Consider the following 17620-nt stretch of genomic DNA (forward strand, 5'->3'; position numbering starts at 1 on the left):
AAGGCCGTCTGAATATTCAGACGGCCTTTTTTGTATTCTTTTGCTATATTTCTTAAAGAATCATTAATGTATATATTCCGCAACAATCCGCATAACCACTTTGCAACACCAAATTACAAACAACTTTCTATTAATAAACAATCGGGTAAGCATAAGTAAACACTGTTTTGCAATTTACCTAATTACCACTACCGACAAAACGCCTAAAATACGCTTCATCTGCAAACGGAAACCCTTTCTCATTTTGCAAGATAACACACAACCCTCATATGGAGCTTAGATCATGAAATTACTTTCTGTTATCACTGCAGCCGCATTGGCTACTGTTTCCTTCTCTGCTGCCGCTGCACCTGCCGGCTTCGTTTCTTACCATTGTGACGGTGGCAAATCACTGAACGTGATGTACGGCTTTGACCGTAGCGGCCGTGCAGTTACTGCTGACGTAAACGCCGGTGGCAAAAAAGCCTCTTTGGTTGTCAACAAAAAACGTTCTGACAGCACTGGCACTACTTTCACCAACCGTCAAGGTTATGCAATGTCTGCCGGTTTCATCGACAAAAACACCCACACTACTTCTGAAGTAGTTGGCGTGAACGCCCCTAACGGCTCATTCCTGGTGAAAAACTGCGAACCACGTCCACGTTAATCCCAGTTTTCCTATTTAACCGAATTATCCCGGTTTAATCAAAAGGCCGTCTGAAAAACAATTTTCAGACGGCCTTTTGATTCAATCCTATAAAAAAGAGCGTGTCCCGTACACGCTCTTTTTGTTTGTTCACCCAATTAAATACGCATCGGCATCACGATGTATTTGAAGTTCGGATTATTCGGCACGGTAAACAGCGTTGAACGGTTGGCATCGCCAAAAGCAAGCTGCATATCGTCGGAATGGATGTTACGCAACACATCCATCAAGTAGCCGATGTTGAAACCGACTTCGAGTTCTCCGCCTTGATAAGCGATTTCCAGCTCTTCGCGCGCTTCTTCCTGCTCGTTGTTACTACATACGACACTCAGCAAACCTGGCTGTAAGAACAGTCGCGCACCGCGGAATTTTTCATTGGCAAGAATGGCGGCACGTTCGAGCGCACCCAAAAGCTGAGTACGGGATACAAGGAAAATCTTGTCGTTATCCAAAGGAATCACGCGGTTAAAGTCGGGGAACTTGCCGTCGATGACTTTGCTGACAATGGTTGTGCCATTGCATTGGAAGCGTACTTGATTGTCCAAAAGCTCAACGGTGATGGATTCGGACGGATTGTTCAACAGCTTGAAGAGTTCCAATACCGTTTTACGCGGCAGGATGACTTCTGTTTTCGGCAGTTCCGCTTCGATTTGGCTGGCGGCGTAGGCAAGGCGATGGCCGTCGGTGGCGACGAGGCGCAGTTGGTTGCCTTCTACCTGCATCAGCAAGCCGTTGAGGTAATAGCGGATGTCTTGAACCGCCATGCTGTATTGCACTTGCGAAAGCATGGTTTTGAAGGTTTCTTGAGTCAACGAGAAAGTTGCGCTGACATCGTTGCCGACACTCATCAAAGGAAAGTCTTCTGCCGGCAGGGTTTGCAAGGCAAAACGGGATTTGCCCGCACGCAAAGTCAAACGGTTGTCCGCCCAATCTAAGGACACCAGCGCACTGTCAGGCAGGGCGCGCAGGATGTCTTGGAATTTTTTAGCGTTGGTCGTAATGCGGAAATCGCCTGCCTGACTTTCAGGGCCGGCGGTATTGATTTGGATTTCCAAGTCGGTTGCCAAAAGTTTGGTTTGTCCGTCTTTGCTTTCCAGCAACACATTGGACAGAATCGGCAGAGTATGGCGACGCTCAACGATACCGGTAACGGCTTGCAACGGCTTGAGCAGACTGTCGCGGTCGGCTTGTAAAATCAGCATGTTCCATTCCTTTGAATTTGAAATCGGTTGATTTGGGTATTTTAAAATATTTTTTGTATTCAGACGGCCTCATATCGATATCAGGCCGTCTGAAATTGCATGGGGTCAGTTTTGAATCAAAATCAGCAGCTTTTCGTAATCTTGCGCCAATTCGGGGTCTTCTTCGCGCAGTTTCGCCACTGCTTTCACGCCGTGCATCACAGTCGTATGGTCGCGGCCGCCAAAGGCATCACCGATAGAAGGCAGGCTGAGCGTGGTCAGCTCTTTGGTCAGGCTCATGGCGACTTGGCGCGGTCGGGCGATGTTGCGCGTGCGTTTTTTGCCCAATATATCGCTGATTTTAATCCGATAATATTTGGCCGTCGCATCGATAATGGTGTCGGCGGTAATGACTTTGTGTTTCTCGGCAATAATATCCTGTAAAGCCGTACGCGCCAAATCCATGTCGATAACAGGGCGGTTCATAAAACGGCTGCTGGCACTGACACGGTTGAACGCGCCTTCCAGCTCGCGTACATTAGAGCGGATTAGGTTGGCGATAAACAAAGCAGCTTCGTCTTCGATACTGATACCGGCGGCTTCTGCCTTTTTCTGCAAAATCGCCACGCGCATTTCCAATTCGGGCGGTTCGAGTTCCAAAGTCAAACCCCATGAGAAACGCGATTTGAGACGGTCGTCCATGCCTTCGATTTTGGCAGGCAATACGTCGCAAGTGAGAATCAGTTGTTTTTTCTCGTTGTGAAAATGGTTGTACAGATAGAAGAACTCTTCCATCGTACGGTCTTTGCCTTTGATGAACTGAATATCGTCGATAATCAGCAGATCGTATTGTTTGTATTGTTGCTTGAACACATCATAAGTGTTGTTGCGCACCGCCTTCATAAAGCTGCGGATATAGTCGTCCGAGTGCATATAGCGCACTTTGGCATCGGGGCGGTTTTTCAGCAATTCGTTGCCGATGGCCTGCACCAAGTGGGTTTTACCCAAACCGGTGCTGCCGTACAGGAAAAACGGGTTGTAGCCCTGCCCCGGATTTTCAGCAATCGCTTGGGCGGCTGCGGCGGCAAGGCGGTTGCCCTTACCTTCTACCAAAGTTTCAAATGTATAGTCGCGCGACAAATTGGTTTGCTCATAGCGCGCTTCTTCCGCATCGTGTTGCGCGTCGGTTTTGGCTTTGGCAACCGCTTTAGACTCAGCCGGAGCGGCAGTTTGCACTTGAGGCTCATGCGGCAGGTTTTTCATGCGTTGCGCCAAAATCTCGGCAGCCGTCTTGGCTGCGGCAGGTTTGGACACCGTTTCAGACGGCCTGTCTTCTTCTACTGCCGCAACGGTTTGCAAAGGCATTTGAACAGGCTCTACACATTCTTCGACTTCAACAACTTCTTGCACTTGCACCGGCGCAACAGCCTGAGCCGCCATTTCATAATGCGTACCTACGCCCGGCTTAAACGCGAAAGCCACCTGCTGAGGCACCAATTCGGCACGCACGGCGTCAATCTTGGCGGCAAACTGGCTTTTGAGCATATTGCAGGCAAATTGGTTTTTACCATACACCACCCATACGCCGTTTTCTTCGCCCACGGTCAAAGGCGCAATCCATTGCGCAAACTGCCCGGCAGGCAACATTTCGTGAAGGCGGCAAAGGCACAGCGGCCAAAATTCAGCTAACGTCATGAGATTAAGCTCGGAAAATGGAAGATTTGGGAAATACAAGAAGGCAAAGCAGACAGGCAATCCGATAAAAATCAAATTTTTACAATATTCCCGCTGCTTTCAGACAGCCTTGCGCACAGAGAAAAGCAAGGTTGGGCGATTATACCCATTCCGCTCTTTTTTATCCACAACCACCGCAAAATTTTATCCACAAATTCTATCAATGCATCAAACCCGTTGTCACACTTTAGCCGACGAAAAGTTTTTATATTGATTGACAAAAGCAACAAATTGGAGTGTAATTCACGGTTTAATTATCTACTAATTTTTAGGAAACATCATGAAACGCACTTATCAACCTTCCGTTACCAAACGCAAACGCACCCACGGCTTCTTGGTTCGCTCCAAAACCCGTGGTGGTCGCGCAGTATTGGCTGCCCGTCGCGCCAAAGGCCGCAAACGCTTGGCTGTATAATTTTGAATTACGGCTTCTCGAAGCAGTATCGCTTATTAAAAACGGATGATTTTTCATCCGTTTTTGCGTTGAAAAACCGACGCAGCCGCGATTTGCTGCAAGTCTCCCAGTCCGCAGACAACGCGCTCGGCCATCCGCGCCTTGGTTTGGTCGTCAGCAAAAAGACCGCCAAACGTGCCCATGACCGCAATTATATGAAGCGCGTCATCCGCGACTGGTTCAGACTGAATCAACACCAGCTGCCGCCGCATGATTTCGTTGTGCGCGTGCGTCAGGCGTTTAATCGGGAAACCGCCCCGGAAGCCCGCAACCAACTTGCCCAGCTGATGAAAAAACGCCGATGAACACCCTGCTTTCCAAGCTCCTCCTTGCACTCATCCGCTTTTACCAATACTGCATCAGCCCCCTCATTCCGCCGCGCTGCCGCTACACCCCGACCTGTTCACAATACGCAGTCGAAGCCGTCAAAAAATACGGCGCATTCAAAGGCGGATGGCTGGCCATCAAACGCATCGCACGATGCCACCCTTTCGGCGGACACGGACACGACCCTGTTCCATAATGCTGCTGTCAACCATTTAAAGAACACGATTTCCTTTAATTTCCCGTCGGTTTCTATATAATGCCGTCTGAAGCAGTTTTCATCTCGATTACCTATCCGTCAATTCCAGGAATCTCTTATGGATTTTAAAAGACTTGTGGCATTTTTTGCCATCTCGCTGGCAATCTTTGCCGGCTGGGAACATTTCTTCCCCAGCCCCAAACCTAATCCGGCGCAACAAGCCGCGCAACAGCAAACGACCGCCGCTCCGGCAAAAGCCGCTGCCGAAGCCGCGCTTGCTCCAGCCACCCCCATTACCGTTACCACAGACACGGTTAAAGCCGTCATCGATGAGAAAAGCGGCGACCTGCGTCAGCTGACCCTCTTGCAATACAAAGCAACCGGCGACGAACACAAACCTTTCGTCCTGTTTAACGACAGCAAAGAATACACCTACGTTGCCCAATCCGAGCTTTTGGACGCACAAGGCAACAACGTTCTGAAAGGCATCAGCTTTAGCGCTCCGCAAAAACAATACAGTTTGGAAGGCGACAAAGTCGAAGTCCGCCTGAGCGCGCCTGAAACCAACGGCCTGAAAATCGACAAAGTTTATACTTTCACCAAAGGCAGCTATTTGGTTAACGTCCGTTTCGACATTACCAACAGCAAAGGCCAACCCGTCAACCTGAGCGCAGACTACCGCATCGTCCGCGACCACAGCGAACCTGAAGGCCAAGGCTACTTTACCCGCTCTTACGTCGGCCCGGTGGTTTACTCCCCTGAAGGCGGCTTCCAAAAAGTCAGCTTCTCTGATTTGGACGACGATGCCAAATCCGGCAAATCCGAAGCCGAATACATCCGCAAAACGCCGACCGGCTGGCTCGGTATGATTGAACACCATTTCATGTCCACTTGGATTTTGCAGCCTAAAGACGGCCAAAGCGTTTGCGCCGCAGGCGACTGCCGTATCGACATCAAACGTCGCAACGACAACCTGTACAGCGCAAGCGTCAGCGTGCCTTTAGCCGCCATCCAAGCCGGTGCGAAAGCCGAAACCGCCATCAACCTGTATGCCGGTCCGCAAACCACTTCCGTTATCGCCAACATTGCCGACAAACTGCAACTGGCCAAAGACTACGGCAAAGTGCACTGGTTCGCCTCCCCGCTCTTCTGGCTCTTGAACCAACTGCACAACATCATCGGCAACTGGGGCTGGGCAATCATCGTTTTGACCATCATCGTCAAAGCCGTGCTGTACCCGTTGACCAACGCCTCTTACCGCTCTATGGCAAAAATGCGTGCCGCCGCGCCTAAATTGCAAGCCATCAAAGAGAAATACGGCGATGACCGCATGGCGCAACAACAAGCCATGATGCAGCTTTATAAAGACGAGAAAATCAATCCGCTGGGCGGCTGTCTGCCTATGCTGTTACAAATCCCCGTCTTCATCGGCCTGTACTGGGCATTGTTCGCCTCCGTAGAATTGCGCCAAGCGCCTTGGTTGGGTTGGATTACCGACTTGAGCCGTCCGGATCCTTTCTACATCCTGCCTTTGATTATGGCGGCGACCATGTTTGCACAAACTTATCTGAATCCGCCGTCAACCGACCCTATGCAGGCGAAAATGATGAAAGTCATGCCTTTGATTTTCTCCATCATGTTCTTCTTCTTCCCTGCCGGTTTGGTTCTGTACTGGGTAGTCAACAACCTCTTGACCATCGCCCAACAATGGCACATAAACCGCAGCATCGAAAAACAACGCGCCCAAGGCGAAGTCGTTTCTTGATAAAAGCTTAGGCAACGCAAAGGCCGTCTGTTGTTCAGACGGCCTTTTTTTATTTCCCCAAATAAATACAGTTTGAGATTGAACCCAATCCAGTTTTAAGCGGCATGCAACACAAAAATCGTCGGGCGTTTTTTCAAATTCGGCATTTCTTTTCTTTTCCGCCACTGCGCAATCGGCTGGCTGATGATTTCCTGTGTCGGCAAAGTTAAGTCCGTAGCCACGCACAAACGCGTTTCAGGATGCAGGTTTTCCACCGCATCAGCCAACAACGCATCGTTGCGATACGGCGTTTCGATAAACAGCTGCGTTTCATTCTGCTGGCGCGAACGTTGCTCCAAAGCCTTCAAACGCTGAATACGCTCATTTTTTTCAGACGGCAGATAACCCTTAAATGCAAAGTTCTGACCATTCGCACCCGAAGCCATCAGCGCCAGCAGCAAACTGGACGGGCCGACCAAAGGCCGTACTTCAAAACCGTGTTTATGCGCCAACGCCACCAAATTCGCACCCGGGTCGGCAACAGCCGGGCAACCCGCCTCGCTGACAATACCCATACTGCGCCCTTCTTGCAAAGGTTTCAGCAATTCCGGCAAAGTCTTCAAATCCGTGTGTTCATTCAGCGTTTGCAGATTCAGCTCGCGGATAGGCGTAGTCACGCCCAAGTGTTTCAAATGCGCGCGCGCTGTTTTTTCCGCTTCCACGACAAAATCCGTCAGCCCGATAATCGCCTGTTGCTCATGCGGCAACAGGCATGGCGTATCAGGCGCACCCAAAGGGGTAGGAATCAAATACAAAATCGGTTTCATTCTTGCAGCTCCCAAAAATCTCAGGCCGTCTGAACACATTCAGACGGCCTCAAACTATAAAACTTCCACACCTTCGTTTTTCAAAAAATCAATCAGACGGAAAATCGGAAGGCCAATCAAAGCATTCGGGTCCGTACTTTCAATCCGCTCCAACAAAGCAGCGCCCAAACCCTCGCTCTTCGCCGCACCGGCACAATAAACCGCATCCGGCTCGCGTTCCAAATATCGGCTGATTTGTTCCTGCGACAACTGGCGCATGGTAACCACCGTATGATCGACATGATGCTGAACCTTGCCCGTAGCAGTATTCAAAAGCACGATTGCGCTGTAAAATTCAATCCGTTTTCCGCTTAAGTTTTCCAGCATCTGTTGTGCATTTGCGACGTTCATCGGTTTGCCCAACTGCCGTCCTTCGCACCATGCGACTTGGTCTGCGCCGATAATCAGCGCGGCAGGGAAAGTTGCCGCCAATGAACGGGCTTTACCTTTAGCCAAACGCAGCGCCGTTTCGCCCGCATGCTCGCCCGCAATAGGCGTTTCGTCAAAATCGGGCGATGCCGTCTGAAAATCGACACCCAAACGGCGAAGCTGTCCGCAGCGGAAAACCGAAGTCGACCCTAAAACCAAAGGCAGTTTTACTTCCATATTTTTACTTAAAAACATTGACGTTAGACCGCCGAAATTATATCATACTCCGTTTATGTCATACCCTAATTTGATTGACCCAGAAGTTTTCGCCGCCGAAGGGCAGAATCTGCAAGGCAGCTTCCTGCTCGAAGAATTGGATGAACGAGTCAGTTCGCACGATTATCCGGCCGACAAACAGACGCGCGTGTCGTTTACGCTGCAAGGCGGCCGCGACCGGCTGCAACGTCTGTTTCTCGATTTGAACGTCAAAGCCGACATGCCCCTGATTTGCCAGCGCTGCATTACGCCCATGCCGTTTCTGCTCGATGAAACCAGCCGTATCGTCTTGTTTGCCGATGAAGAGAGTTTGGACGAAGCCATGCTTGCCGATGAAGAATTGGAAGGTATGCTGCTCGAAAAAGAGCTAGACGTACGAACTCTGGTCGAAGACCAAATCCTGATGTCGCTCCCTTTCTCCCCTCGACACGAAGACTGCGGCAACAATGGGACACTGGAAGAAGTCAATCGGGACAAACCAAACCCCTTCGCTGTTTTAGCAGGTTTGAAAAGCAGTTAATTAGGACACAGTTTATTTATTTAGGAGCTTGAAATGGCCGTTCAACAAAACAAAAAATCCCCTTCTAAACGCGGTATGCACCGTTCACACGACGCTCTGACTGCGCCTTCTCTGTCTGTCGACAGCGCAACCGGCGAAGTGCATCGTCCACACCACATTTCTCCAAACGGTATGTACCGTGGCCGTAAAGTGGTAAAAGCTAAAGGCGAATAATCCGTTCGTCTGACTGAAAAAGCCAGAATATTGCCATGCAATGACTGGCTTTTTTGCATTGCACCCTGTATTTTCCTCTTCGGAAGCACACCATGAAACGTAAAATCTGGTACACCTACGACGACATCCACCGCGTAATCAAAGGATTGGCGGAAAAAATCCAAAACTCCGGCACCAAATACGATGCCATGATTGCCATTGGCGGCGGCGGTTTTATCCCTGCCCGCATGTTGCGCTGCTTCTTGGAAATCCCGATTTACGCCGTGACCACAGCCTACTACGACAACGATCACGAAGGTCAAGTGACCGAGGAAGTGAAAAAAGTCCAATGGCTCGATCCCGTTCCCGATGTACTGAAAGGCAAAAACGTACTGGTTGTTGACGAAGTGGACGACAGCCGCGTTACCATGGAATTCTGCCTGAACGAATTGTTGAAAGAAGATTTCGGCACCATCGGCGTGGCAGTATTGCATGAAAAAATCAAAGCCAAAGTCGGCAAGATTCCCGAAGGCATCCCTTATTTCAGCGGCATTACCGTGGAAGATTGGTGGATCAACTATCCTTGGGACGCGCTGGACATCGACGAACACAATAAATTGGCCGCGCAAAACCGATAAATCCGGCATGACCGTCGCAACAAGCCTTTCCATCTGATTTTCAATCCATCTCCTGAAAATCAGATGAATGTGCTCGTCCGATGGTCCGAGGCCGTCTGAAACACACAAACCGGAGAACAACATGATTACACTGGCCGTAGATGCCATGGGCGGAGATGCAGGCCTTGCGATTACCGTCCCCGGTGCAGTGGATTTCCTAAAACAACAATCCGACGTACATCTGATTATGGTCGGCGATGAAGCAGCAGTCCGCCAAGCATTAAGCTCGGCAGGCGCGCCCATGGACCGCATCACCGTCTGCCATGCAGCACAAGTTGTTGAAATGGATGAAGCGCCGCAATCCGCGCTGAAAAACAAAAAAGAATCATCCATGCGCATCGCCATCAACCAAGTCAAAGAAGGCAATGCGCAAGCCGCCGTATCGGCAGGCAATACCGGCGCACTGATGGCGACCGCCCGATTCGTCCTCAAAACCATTCCCGGCATTGAGCGCCCTGCCATCGCTAAATTCCTGCCTTCCGACAGCGAACACGTTACTTTGGCTTTGGATTTGGGTGCCAACGTTGACTGTACGCCCGAACAACTGGTTCAATTTGCCATCATCGGCAGCGAGCTGGTACACGCCCTGCACCCGGAAAAAGGCAGCCCGCGCGTCGCCCTCTTGAACGTCGGTACAGAAGACATCAAGGGTACGGATGCCGTCAAACAAACCTTTAAACTGTTGAGCAGCAGCAAACTCAACTTCATCGGCAATATCGAAAGCAACAGCGTTTTGTATGGCGAAGCCGATGTTGTTGTCGCAGACGGGTTTGTCGGCAACGTTATGCTCAAAACCATTGAAGGCGCGGTTAAATTTATGAGCGGCGCCATCCGCCGTGAATTCCAAAGCAACCTGTTCAACAAACTTGCCGCCATTGCCGCCCTGCCCGCGCTCAAAGGCTTGAAAGGCAAACTGGATCCGCGCAAATTTAACGGCGCCATCTTGCTTGGTTTACGCGGTATCGTGATTAAGAGCCACGGAGGAACCGACGAAGTTGGCTTCCGTTATGCTTTGGAAGAAGCCTACCACGAAGCCAAATCCGCCGGCCTTGCCCAAATCGAACAAGGCGTAGCCACCCAGTTGGCCGCTTTAGAAGCCGCCAAAGCAGAAGCAGAGCAGGAAGAGACCGCCGCTCCGGCAACGGAAGCTTAAGGCTGATATACACAGGCCGTCTGAAACTTCAAAATGTTCAGACGGCCTGTTTTTATCTTTGAAACACCAACTTCATGCTTCATATTGGGAATTTCCCCATTTTCGCTTACAATATCCGACTATCTGAATTAACTCTCTAAAAAGGCCGTTCTCATGCAATATGCCAAAATTTCCGGCACAGGCAGCTATCTTCCTGCCAACCGCGTCAGCAATGACGACCTTGCCAAAAAAGTGGACACTTCCGACGAATGGATTACCACGCGTACAGGCATCAAATTCCGCCATATTGCAGACGAGGGCGAAAAAACCAGCGACTTGGCTGCCGAATCAGCACGTCGCGCCTTGGCAGATGCCCATTTACAGGCTGACGACATCGACCTGATTATCGTCGCCACAGCCACTCCCGATATGCAGTTCCCCTCCACTGCAACCATCGTTCAGCAAAAATTAGGCATAACCAACGGCTGCCCTGCCTTTGACGTACAAGCCGTGTGCGCCGGTTTTATGTATGCCATGACCACTGCCAATGCCTATATCAAAAGCGGCATGGCGAAAAATGCTTTGGTTATCGGCGCGGAAACCTTCAGCCGCATCGTCGATTGGAACGACCGCACCACCTGCGTCCTCTTTGGTGACGGAGCAGGCGCGGTTGTCTTAAGCGCATCTGACGAACCGGGCATCATCCACAGCAAACTCAAAGCCGACGGCAACTACCTCAACCTTTTAAACGTCCCCGGACAAATCGCCAACGGCCAGGTTTGCGGGTCGCCCTACATCAGCATGGACGGTCCCGGCGTATTCAAATTTGCCGTCAAAATGCTGGCAAAAATTGCAGATGACGTTATCGAAGAAGCCGGTTACACCGCCGACCAAATCGATTGGATTGTGCCGCACCAAGCCAACAAGCGCATTATCGACTCTACCGCCAAACACTTGGGCTTGAGCATGGACAAAGTGATCTTGACCGTCCAAGACCACGGCAACACTTCCGCAGCCTCCATTCCGTTGGCACTGGATGTCGGCATTAAAAACGGCCAAATCAAACGCGGACAAAACCTCTTACTCGAAGGCATCGGCGGCGGTTTTGCCTGGGGTGCGGTTTTGGTGAAATACTAACGGTTGGGCCGTCTGAACACCTCTTTCAGACGGCCTATCCTGCTCAAACCCATGAAATCCCTAACGTTTGCACTCTGCATCAGCAGCCTGTTTTTAAGCATAACGGCTGTAATATTGCCCAAACTGGCAATCACCTATCTCGCACTGAGCGCATACGTTTTCCTGCTTTACTACCAAGACAAACAGCGCGCACGCAACCACGGCAGGCGCATACCCGAAGCAAAATTGCACCTGCTCAACCTGCTTGGCGGCTGGCCGGGCGGTTATTGCGGCAGCCTCGCATTCAGGCACAAAACCAGCAAACCCGGATTTGTCCGCACCTTCCGACTGAGTGCCGCAACCAATACTGCCGCCACCCTCCTTCTGCTGGCAGACACCCTCAAACATTCAAACCAATAAGGAATTACCATGTCTTTCGCATTCTTCTTCCCCGGACAAGGCTCACAAAGCCTAGGCATGATGAACGGCTTTGCCGAGCAAGCCATCGTTAAAGCCACATTTGACGAAGCTTCCGCCGTATTGGGTCAAGACCTGTGGGCAATGATTAACGGCGAAGATGCCGAATTAATCGGACAAACCGTCAACACCCAGCCCATCATGCTGGCTGCAGGCATTGCCACCTACCGCGCCTACTTAAAAGCCGGCGGCAAAACCCCTTCCGTCGTTGCAGGCCACAGCCTCGGCGAATACACTGCCCTCGTCGCTGCCGGCGCATTGGATTTTGCAGACGCGGTCAAACTGGTTCGTCTGCGCGCTGAACTTATGCAGTCTGCCGTACCGCAAGGCGTAGGCGCAATGGCCGCTATTTTGGGTTTGGAAGACGAACAAGTCAAAGCCATTTGCGCCGAAGCCGCACAAGGCGAAGTCGTTGAAGCCGTCAACTTCAACTCCCCAGGCCAAGTCGTGATCGCCGGCAACACCGCCGCAGTCGAATGCGCCATGGCCGCTGCCAAAGAAGCCGGAGCCAAACGCGCCCTACCGCTGCCTGTTTCCGTTCCTTCGCATTGCAGCCTCATGAAGCCCGCAGCGGAAAAACTTGCCGAAGCATTGAAAGACATCACCATCAAACAACCGCAAATCCGCGTCATCCATAACGCCGATGTTGCTTCTTACGATGATGCCGACAAAATCAAAGATGCCTTGGTACGCCAACTGTACAGCCCGGTGCGCTGGACAGAAACCGTCAACGCATTGGTTTCCGAAGGCATCACCGAATCCGCCGAATGCGGCCCCGGCAAAGTCCTCGCAGGCCTCGCCAAACGCATCAACAAAGAAGCCGCGTGCAGCGCATTGACCAATGCCGACCAAGTGGCTGCATTTATTGAAGCCCACTAAAACGTTTTCAGACGGCCTTATCCTGTCAGGCAAGGCCGTCTGAAAAATCAGCTCCACCCCAATCCGAATACATTATGAAAAAAACCATTATTCTTGCCGTTCCTTACATGTACGGACTGGATCAATGTATCGAAAAAAATCTGTGTTTTCTTGGTTTTGAGGTCATCAACCTGTGCTATGACGACCGGGATTCCTATTACCCGAACTTGAACCTAAAATAAAAATTGAGGAAAAAAGAGGCTTTAAGGCTTCCTGCACCGGAAATCGATAGAGAAGTTGTGGAGAATTTAAATGTTTGACAAGGAAAAGCTGCTGACTTCTATAATTCCTCTCAGGACACACCAGCCAGCAGCAACCGTGCAACATATTGTTTATGCGGCCGATCAAAAACATCCGCCACATCGGCACATCCATGCTCTCCGTTTTGGCAAACAACCACTTTCCGATTCATTTTCATCTCTTGGTCAGCGGTTCGGAAAACTATGCCTTCGATATTTTCAACCAACTAGAAAATATCAATCCAAATTACACCGTAACGGTTTATCACCTGGATACAGATTATTTTTCTACCCTGCAGACAACCAGCTATTTCACCATCGCTATGTACTACCGAATGTGCATACCCGCCATACTTGGCGATATAAGCGATACTGCACTCTACTTGGACACAGACGTTCTCTGCTTAGGCGATATCTCAGAACTGTTTACCGTCAACCTTGATCGCAAACTTCTCGCAGCCGTTCCAGAAACAACACTTTACCGTACCTACATTAACAAATTAAATGTATTTGGTTTTAGCAGTACAGATCCCTACTTTAATTCAGGCGTGCTGCTGTTTAACAACAAATTTTGGAACGAATCATCCGCTTACACTATCCTGAGCGAGAAAATACGGCAGGTCGAACTCAGCAAATTGATCTTGGCATGTCCGGATCAAGATCTGCTCAATCTAAGCTGCAAAGGCAAAGTAGAATGGTTGCTGGAATCTTACAACTGGATACATTGGCACCATCAAGGAAACGAGCTGAACACCAACCCCAACAATATCCGGTTTGTTCATTTTATCGGCGGCACCAAGCCTTGGCATCATCTTGGCTTTCATCCTGTTTATGATTCTTTTTATAGAAAGTCTCCTTGGTATGATGGTTATCTCCATCAAAAGCCCAATATCGACTTACCCTTCCCGAATCCGCATAAGAGATACAAACAAGCTGCAAAACGCCTATTTAAACAAGGCGATAAAAAACAAGCCTGGCTATATTATCGGACATATTTATTAACAAAATTTCTAAGCCGTCAAAAGCAACCTTATCTTGCAGAAAAACCAATTTATTAAAACAGGGCAGCCTTAGCACGCAAAACATTTACAGACGGCCTGTAGACAAAAGTTAGATTAAAAAACCTATTCGTGGTATAAGGCCGTCTGAAACCATTTTTCCAATCGCAATTAAGGAATAAAACATGAGTACACAAGATTTAAGCGGTAAAATCGCTTTGGTAACCGGCGCATCGCGCGGTATTGGTGCGGCGATTGCCGATACTTTGGCTGCGGCCGGTGCAAAAGTTATCGGCACAGCCACCAGCGAAAGCGGCGCAGCTGCAATTAGCGAGCGCTTGGCGCAATGGGGCGGCGAAGGCCGTGCATTGAATTCTGCCGAACCTGAAACCATCGAAAACCTGATTGCCGACATCGAGAAAGAATTCGGCAAACTGGATATTCTGGTCAATAACGCCGGCATTACCCGCGACAACCTCCTGATGCGCATGAAAGAGGAAGAGTGGGACGATATCATGCAGGTCAACCTCAAATCCGTCTTCCGCGCCTCCAAAGCTGTCTTGCGCGGCATGATGAAACAGCGTGCCGGCCGCATCATCAACATCACATCCGTTGTCGGCGTGATGGGCAATGCCGGTCAGACCAACTATGCAGCCGCAAAAGCAGGCTTGATCGGCTTCTCCAAATCCATGGCGCGTGAAGTCGGCAGCCGCGGCATTACCGTCAACTGCGTCGCCCCGGGCTTTATCGACACCGATATGACCCGCGCCCTGCCGGAAGAAACCCGCAAAACCTTTGAAGCGCAAACTTCTGTGGGCAAATTCGGTGAAGCGCAAGATATTGCCGATGCAGTCTTGTTTTTGGCTTCTGATCAGGCAAAATACATTACCGGTCAGACACTTCATGTCAACGGCGGCATGTTGATGCCTTAAACCGTTTGTTTATTTAAAGGCCGTCTGAATATTTCAGACGGCCCTTTTTGTCAATCAAAACACTATTTTACATTCTATCTTGATATAATCTTAATAATCCGTTAGATAACGCTCGAAACAGTAAATCCAAATAAGCATGATACGGGAAATCAAATCGCAGGAATAAATTGCGTTCTGTGCGTTTTTATTTGGGTTTGCTGTCGGTTTTCGACGTGTTTCAGACGGCCTCTATATAACAATATTTACTTTTAATGAAAGGCCGCCCACTCTATGCACGAATTTTCCCTTGGTCCCATTGTCATTGTTCTGTTGGTTGCCGTTATTACGGTTATCTGCTGCCGCAAATTCAACATTCCTTCCATGCTCGGTTATCTTTTGGTCGGTTTTATTGCCGGTCCGGGTATGTTCAGACTGATTCCTCAAAGCCACGCTACCGACTATTTGGGCGAAATCGGCATTGTGTTCTTGATGTTCAGCATCGGTCTCGAATTCTCCCTGCCTAAACTCAAAGCCATGCGCCGCCTCGTATTCGGTTTGGGCGGTTTGCAAGTCATCGTTACCATGCTCTCGATTATGGGCATTTTGATGGCGATGGGCACGCCGTTTAACTGGGCGTTTGCCACCGCCGGCGCACTGACCATGTCGTCCACCGCCATCGTCAGCCGCATTTTGTCGGAGAAAACCGAGCTGGGTCAGCCGCATGGTCAAATGGCCATGGGTGTTTTGCTGATGCAAGATATTGCCGTTGTACCGCTGATGATTCTGATTCCGGCGCTTGCAGGCGGCAGCGAAGGCAACTTGTGGGTAGAACTGGGCCTAGCCGGTTTGAAAATGTTGCTGACCTTGGGCATTTTGTTTGTTATCGGCAGCCGTGTGATGTCGCGCTGGTTCAGACTGGTTGCCAAACGCAAATCGTCCGAACTCTTCATGATCAACGTTTTGCTGGTTACTTTGGGCGTAGCCTATCTGACAGAACTTGAAGGCCTGTCCATGGCATTGGGCGCATTCGTCGCCGGTATGCTGCTTTCCGAAACCGAATACCGCATTCAGGTGGAAGACGACATCCGCCCATTCCGCGACATCCTGCTCGGCTTCTTCTTCATCACCGTCGGCATGAAGCTGGATATTCAGGCGCTGATCGGCAATTGGCAGCAAATCCTGATTTTGTTGGTTATCCTGCTGGTCTTGAAAGCACTGGTCGTCTTCGTCATCGCTTTGCGTATGAAAAACCCTGTGGGTGATAGCCTCAAGAGTGCGCTTTATTTGGCGCAAGGCGGTGAGTTTGGCTTCGTGATGCTGGCCATTTCCAGCAAAATCAATATGGTTTCGCCCGAATTGGAACAAGCGGCCACTGCAGCCGTCTTACTCTCCATGATTGCCGCACCATTTATCTTGGGCAGCAGCGATGCCATCATCGGCCGCTTCGTCAAATCCGACTGGGACATGAAAGCCTTGGACTTGCACTCCATGCTGGTGGAAACCATGAGCAAATCCGAACACGTCCTGATTATCGGTTTCGGACGCGGCGGTCAATCGGTTGCCCGCGTATTGGCTCAAGAAGGCATCCCCTACTTTGCCCTCGACTTGGACATCGCCCGCGTACAAGTGGCACGCAACGCAGGCGAACCGGTTTCCTTTGGCGATGCCAAACGCCGTGAAGTCTTGGAAGCCGCCGGCTTGGGACGCGCTAAAATGGTGGTTATTACGCTGAACAATATGCACGAGACCCAACATGTTCTCGGCAACATCATGTCCATGCATCCGAGCATGCCGGTTTATGTTCGCGCCACCAATGACGATTACGTCAAAACCTTCACCGAAATGGGCGCGGAAGAAGCCGTTTCCGACACCAAAGAAACCAGCCTGGTGCTGGCAAGCTATGCCATGTTGGGCCACGGCCTCTCCTACAACCATGTTTATCAAACCATAACCCACATCCGTCACAGCCGCTATGCATCGTTGCAAGACTTGTTTATCGGCAGCGACGATGACAGCTTCTCAGACGAAGACAGCAAAGCTATCTCCCGTCACGCCTTCCCCTTGCACGGCGAGGCACACGCCATCGGCAAAACCATCCGCGAACTGCCCTTGTCCGCCCATCATCTGAAGCTATTGTTTATCCGCCGCAAGACTGGAAAAATCCAAGACCTTGATCCTGATTTTGTTTTGGAAAACGGCGATATTTTGATTGTCGCAGGCAAGCAGGAAGAAATTATTTCCTTTGAAAACTGGTGCTTACAGGGGGATATCTAATAATCGGCAAATAAATCTTGCGCGCATCAGGATTTTTTGGTTTAATAGCGTATTCGCAATTTTGCGCACGGGTGATTAGCTCAGTTGGTAGAGCGTCTGCCTTACAAGCAGAATGTCGGCGGTTCGACTCCGTCATCACCCACCACTTTCTTTTTCATTGTCTTTGACAGTGGATGCGCGGTGGTAGCTCAGTTGGTTAGAGTACCGGCCTGTCACGCCGGGGGTCGCGGGTTCGAGCCCCGTCCGCCGCGCCATTATTTAAAAATACTGATTTTTCAGTATCTCCTCAGTATCTCCCTTTTTCGGGTGATTAGCTCAGTTGGTAGAGCGTCTG

At 50.2% G+C, this 17620-nt stretch carries 19 protein-coding genes and 2 tRNA genes; 17 read left to right on the plus strand and 4 right to left on the minus strand.

What is annotated here, in order from left to right; translation table 11 throughout:
- The first annotated feature begins 283 nt into the window (after positions 1–283).
- Positions 284–646 carry an ACP-like domain-containing protein gene (locus HMPREF2596_RS05945; RefSeq protein ID WP_070460395.1) on the plus strand — a complete coding sequence of 121 codons (363 nt, stop codon included), beginning with the start codon at positions 284–286 and terminating at the stop codon, positions 644–646.
- Positions 647–783: 137 nt separating this feature from the next.
- Here HMPREF2596_RS05945 and dnaN read toward each other — a convergent pair whose 3' ends face one another.
- Together dnaN and dnaA are read right to left on the minus strand one after the other, a co-directional pair.
- The gene (dnaN, locus tag HMPREF2596_RS05950) at positions 784–1887 is read right to left on the minus strand and encodes a DNA polymerase III subunit beta (RefSeq protein WP_070850237.1); all 1104 of its coding nucleotides are present in this window, start codon (positions 1885–1887) and stop codon (positions 784–786) included.
- Between the two features lie 105 nt (positions 1888–1992).
- Positions 1993–3561, minus strand: a complete 1569-nt coding sequence (dnaA, locus tag HMPREF2596_RS05955) for a chromosomal replication initiator protein DnaA (protein ID WP_070850239.1) — start codon at positions 3559–3561, stop codon at positions 1993–1995.
- 319 nt (positions 3562–3880) lie between these two features.
- On the opposite strand from dnaA, the gene rpmH reads away from it, so the two are divergent.
- The 4 genes from rpmH (at position 3881) to yidC (ending at position 6342) form a co-directional block, all read left to right on the plus strand.
- Positions 3881–4015, plus strand: a complete 135-nt coding sequence (gene rpmH, locus HMPREF2596_RS05960; RefSeq protein ID WP_002214728.1) for a 50S ribosomal protein L34 — start codon at positions 3881–3883, stop codon at positions 4013–4015.
- Positions 4016–4017: 2 nt separating this feature from the next.
- Entirely contained in the window at positions 4018–4359 is a 342-nt protein-coding gene (gene rnpA, locus HMPREF2596_RS05965; protein WP_003748912.1) for a ribonuclease P protein component, read from the plus strand.
- Complete coding sequence (yidD, locus tag HMPREF2596_RS05970) at positions 4356–4577, plus strand: membrane protein insertion efficiency factor YidD (RefSeq protein WP_003682178.1); 222 nt, start codon at positions 4356–4358, stop codon at positions 4575–4577. The genes rnpA and yidD overlap by 4 nt, the downstream gene beginning before the upstream one ends.
- 118 nt (positions 4578–4695) lie before the next feature.
- Entirely contained in the window at positions 4696–6342 is a 1647-nt protein-coding gene (gene yidC / locus HMPREF2596_RS05975; RefSeq protein ID WP_070850241.1) for a membrane protein insertase YidC, read from the plus strand.
- Between the two features lie 95 nt (positions 6343–6437).
- Here yidC and HMPREF2596_RS05980 read toward each other — a convergent pair whose 3' ends face one another.
- Together HMPREF2596_RS05980 and HMPREF2596_RS05985 are read right to left on the minus strand one after the other, a co-directional pair.
- Entirely contained in the window at positions 6438–7148 is a 711-nt protein-coding gene (locus tag HMPREF2596_RS05980; protein WP_070850242.1) for an SAM-dependent methyltransferase, read from the minus strand.
- Between the two features lie 54 nt (positions 7149–7202).
- Positions 7203–7793, minus strand: coding sequence for a Maf family protein (locus HMPREF2596_RS05985; RefSeq protein ID WP_070850421.1), 591 nt, complete (start codon positions 7791–7793; stop codon positions 7203–7205).
- A 55-nt stretch (positions 7794–7848) separates the two neighbouring features.
- On the opposite strand from HMPREF2596_RS05985, the gene HMPREF2596_RS05990 reads away from it, so the two are divergent.
- From HMPREF2596_RS05990 to HMPREF2596_RS06045, 12 genes are all read left to right on the plus strand, one after another.
- Positions 7849–8352: a YceD family protein gene (locus HMPREF2596_RS05990; protein ID WP_070836800.1), complete on the plus strand. Its 504-nt coding sequence runs from the start codon at positions 7849–7851 to the stop codon at positions 8350–8352.
- A 33-nt stretch (positions 8353–8385) separates the two neighbouring features.
- Positions 8386–8565, plus strand: coding sequence for a 50S ribosomal protein L32 (gene rpmF / locus HMPREF2596_RS05995; protein ID WP_002240035.1), 180 nt, complete (start codon positions 8386–8388; stop codon positions 8563–8565).
- A gap of 92 nt (positions 8566–8657) precedes the next feature.
- Positions 8658–9182, plus strand: coding sequence for a phosphoribosyltransferase (locus tag HMPREF2596_RS06000; protein ID WP_003748924.1), 525 nt, complete (start codon positions 8658–8660; stop codon positions 9180–9182).
- Between the two features lie 121 nt (positions 9183–9303).
- Positions 9304–10374: a phosphate acyltransferase PlsX gene (gene plsX / locus HMPREF2596_RS06005; RefSeq protein WP_070850244.1), complete on the plus strand. Its 1071-nt coding sequence runs from the start codon at positions 9304–9306 to the stop codon at positions 10372–10374.
- Positions 10375–10527: 153 nt separating this feature from the next.
- The gene (locus tag HMPREF2596_RS06010) at positions 10528–11490 is read left to right on the plus strand and encodes a beta-ketoacyl-ACP synthase III (RefSeq protein ID WP_003748928.1); all 963 of its coding nucleotides are present in this window, start codon (positions 10528–10530) and stop codon (positions 11488–11490) included.
- Positions 11491–11541: 51 nt separating this feature from the next.
- Positions 11542–11889 carry a DUF1294 domain-containing protein gene (locus tag HMPREF2596_RS06015; RefSeq protein ID WP_070850246.1) on the plus strand — a complete coding sequence of 116 codons (348 nt, stop codon included), beginning with the start codon at positions 11542–11544 and terminating at the stop codon, positions 11887–11889.
- A 9-nt stretch (positions 11890–11898) separates the two neighbouring features.
- Positions 11899–12825, plus strand: coding sequence for an ACP S-malonyltransferase (gene fabD / locus HMPREF2596_RS06020; protein ID WP_070850248.1), 927 nt, complete (start codon positions 11899–11901; stop codon positions 12823–12825).
- A gap of 373 nt (positions 12826–13198) precedes the next feature.
- Complete coding sequence (locus HMPREF2596_RS06025; RefSeq protein ID WP_283140408.1) at positions 13199–14161, plus strand: glycosyltransferase family 8 protein; 963 nt, start codon at positions 13199–13201, stop codon at positions 14159–14161.
- Between the two features lie 125 nt (positions 14162–14286).
- Complete coding sequence (fabG, locus tag HMPREF2596_RS06030) at positions 14287–15033, plus strand: 3-oxoacyl-ACP reductase FabG (RefSeq protein WP_070850250.1); 747 nt, start codon at positions 14287–14289, stop codon at positions 15031–15033.
- Between the two features lie 270 nt (positions 15034–15303).
- Entirely contained in the window at positions 15304–17286 is a 1983-nt protein-coding gene (locus tag HMPREF2596_RS06035; protein WP_070850251.1) for a monovalent cation:proton antiporter family protein, read from the plus strand.
- A 69-nt stretch (positions 17287–17355) separates the two neighbouring features.
- Positions 17356–17431 (plus strand) — tRNA-Val (locus HMPREF2596_RS06040).
- 32 nt (positions 17432–17463) lie between these two features.
- A tRNA-Asp gene (locus HMPREF2596_RS06045) sits at positions 17464–17540 on the plus strand.
- The last annotated feature ends 80 nt before the right edge of the window (positions 17541–17620 follow it).

The organism is Neisseria sp. HMSC078C12, assembly GCF_001838065.1.
Lineage (GTDB): Bacteria > Pseudomonadota > Gammaproteobacteria > Burkholderiales > Neisseriaceae > Neisseria.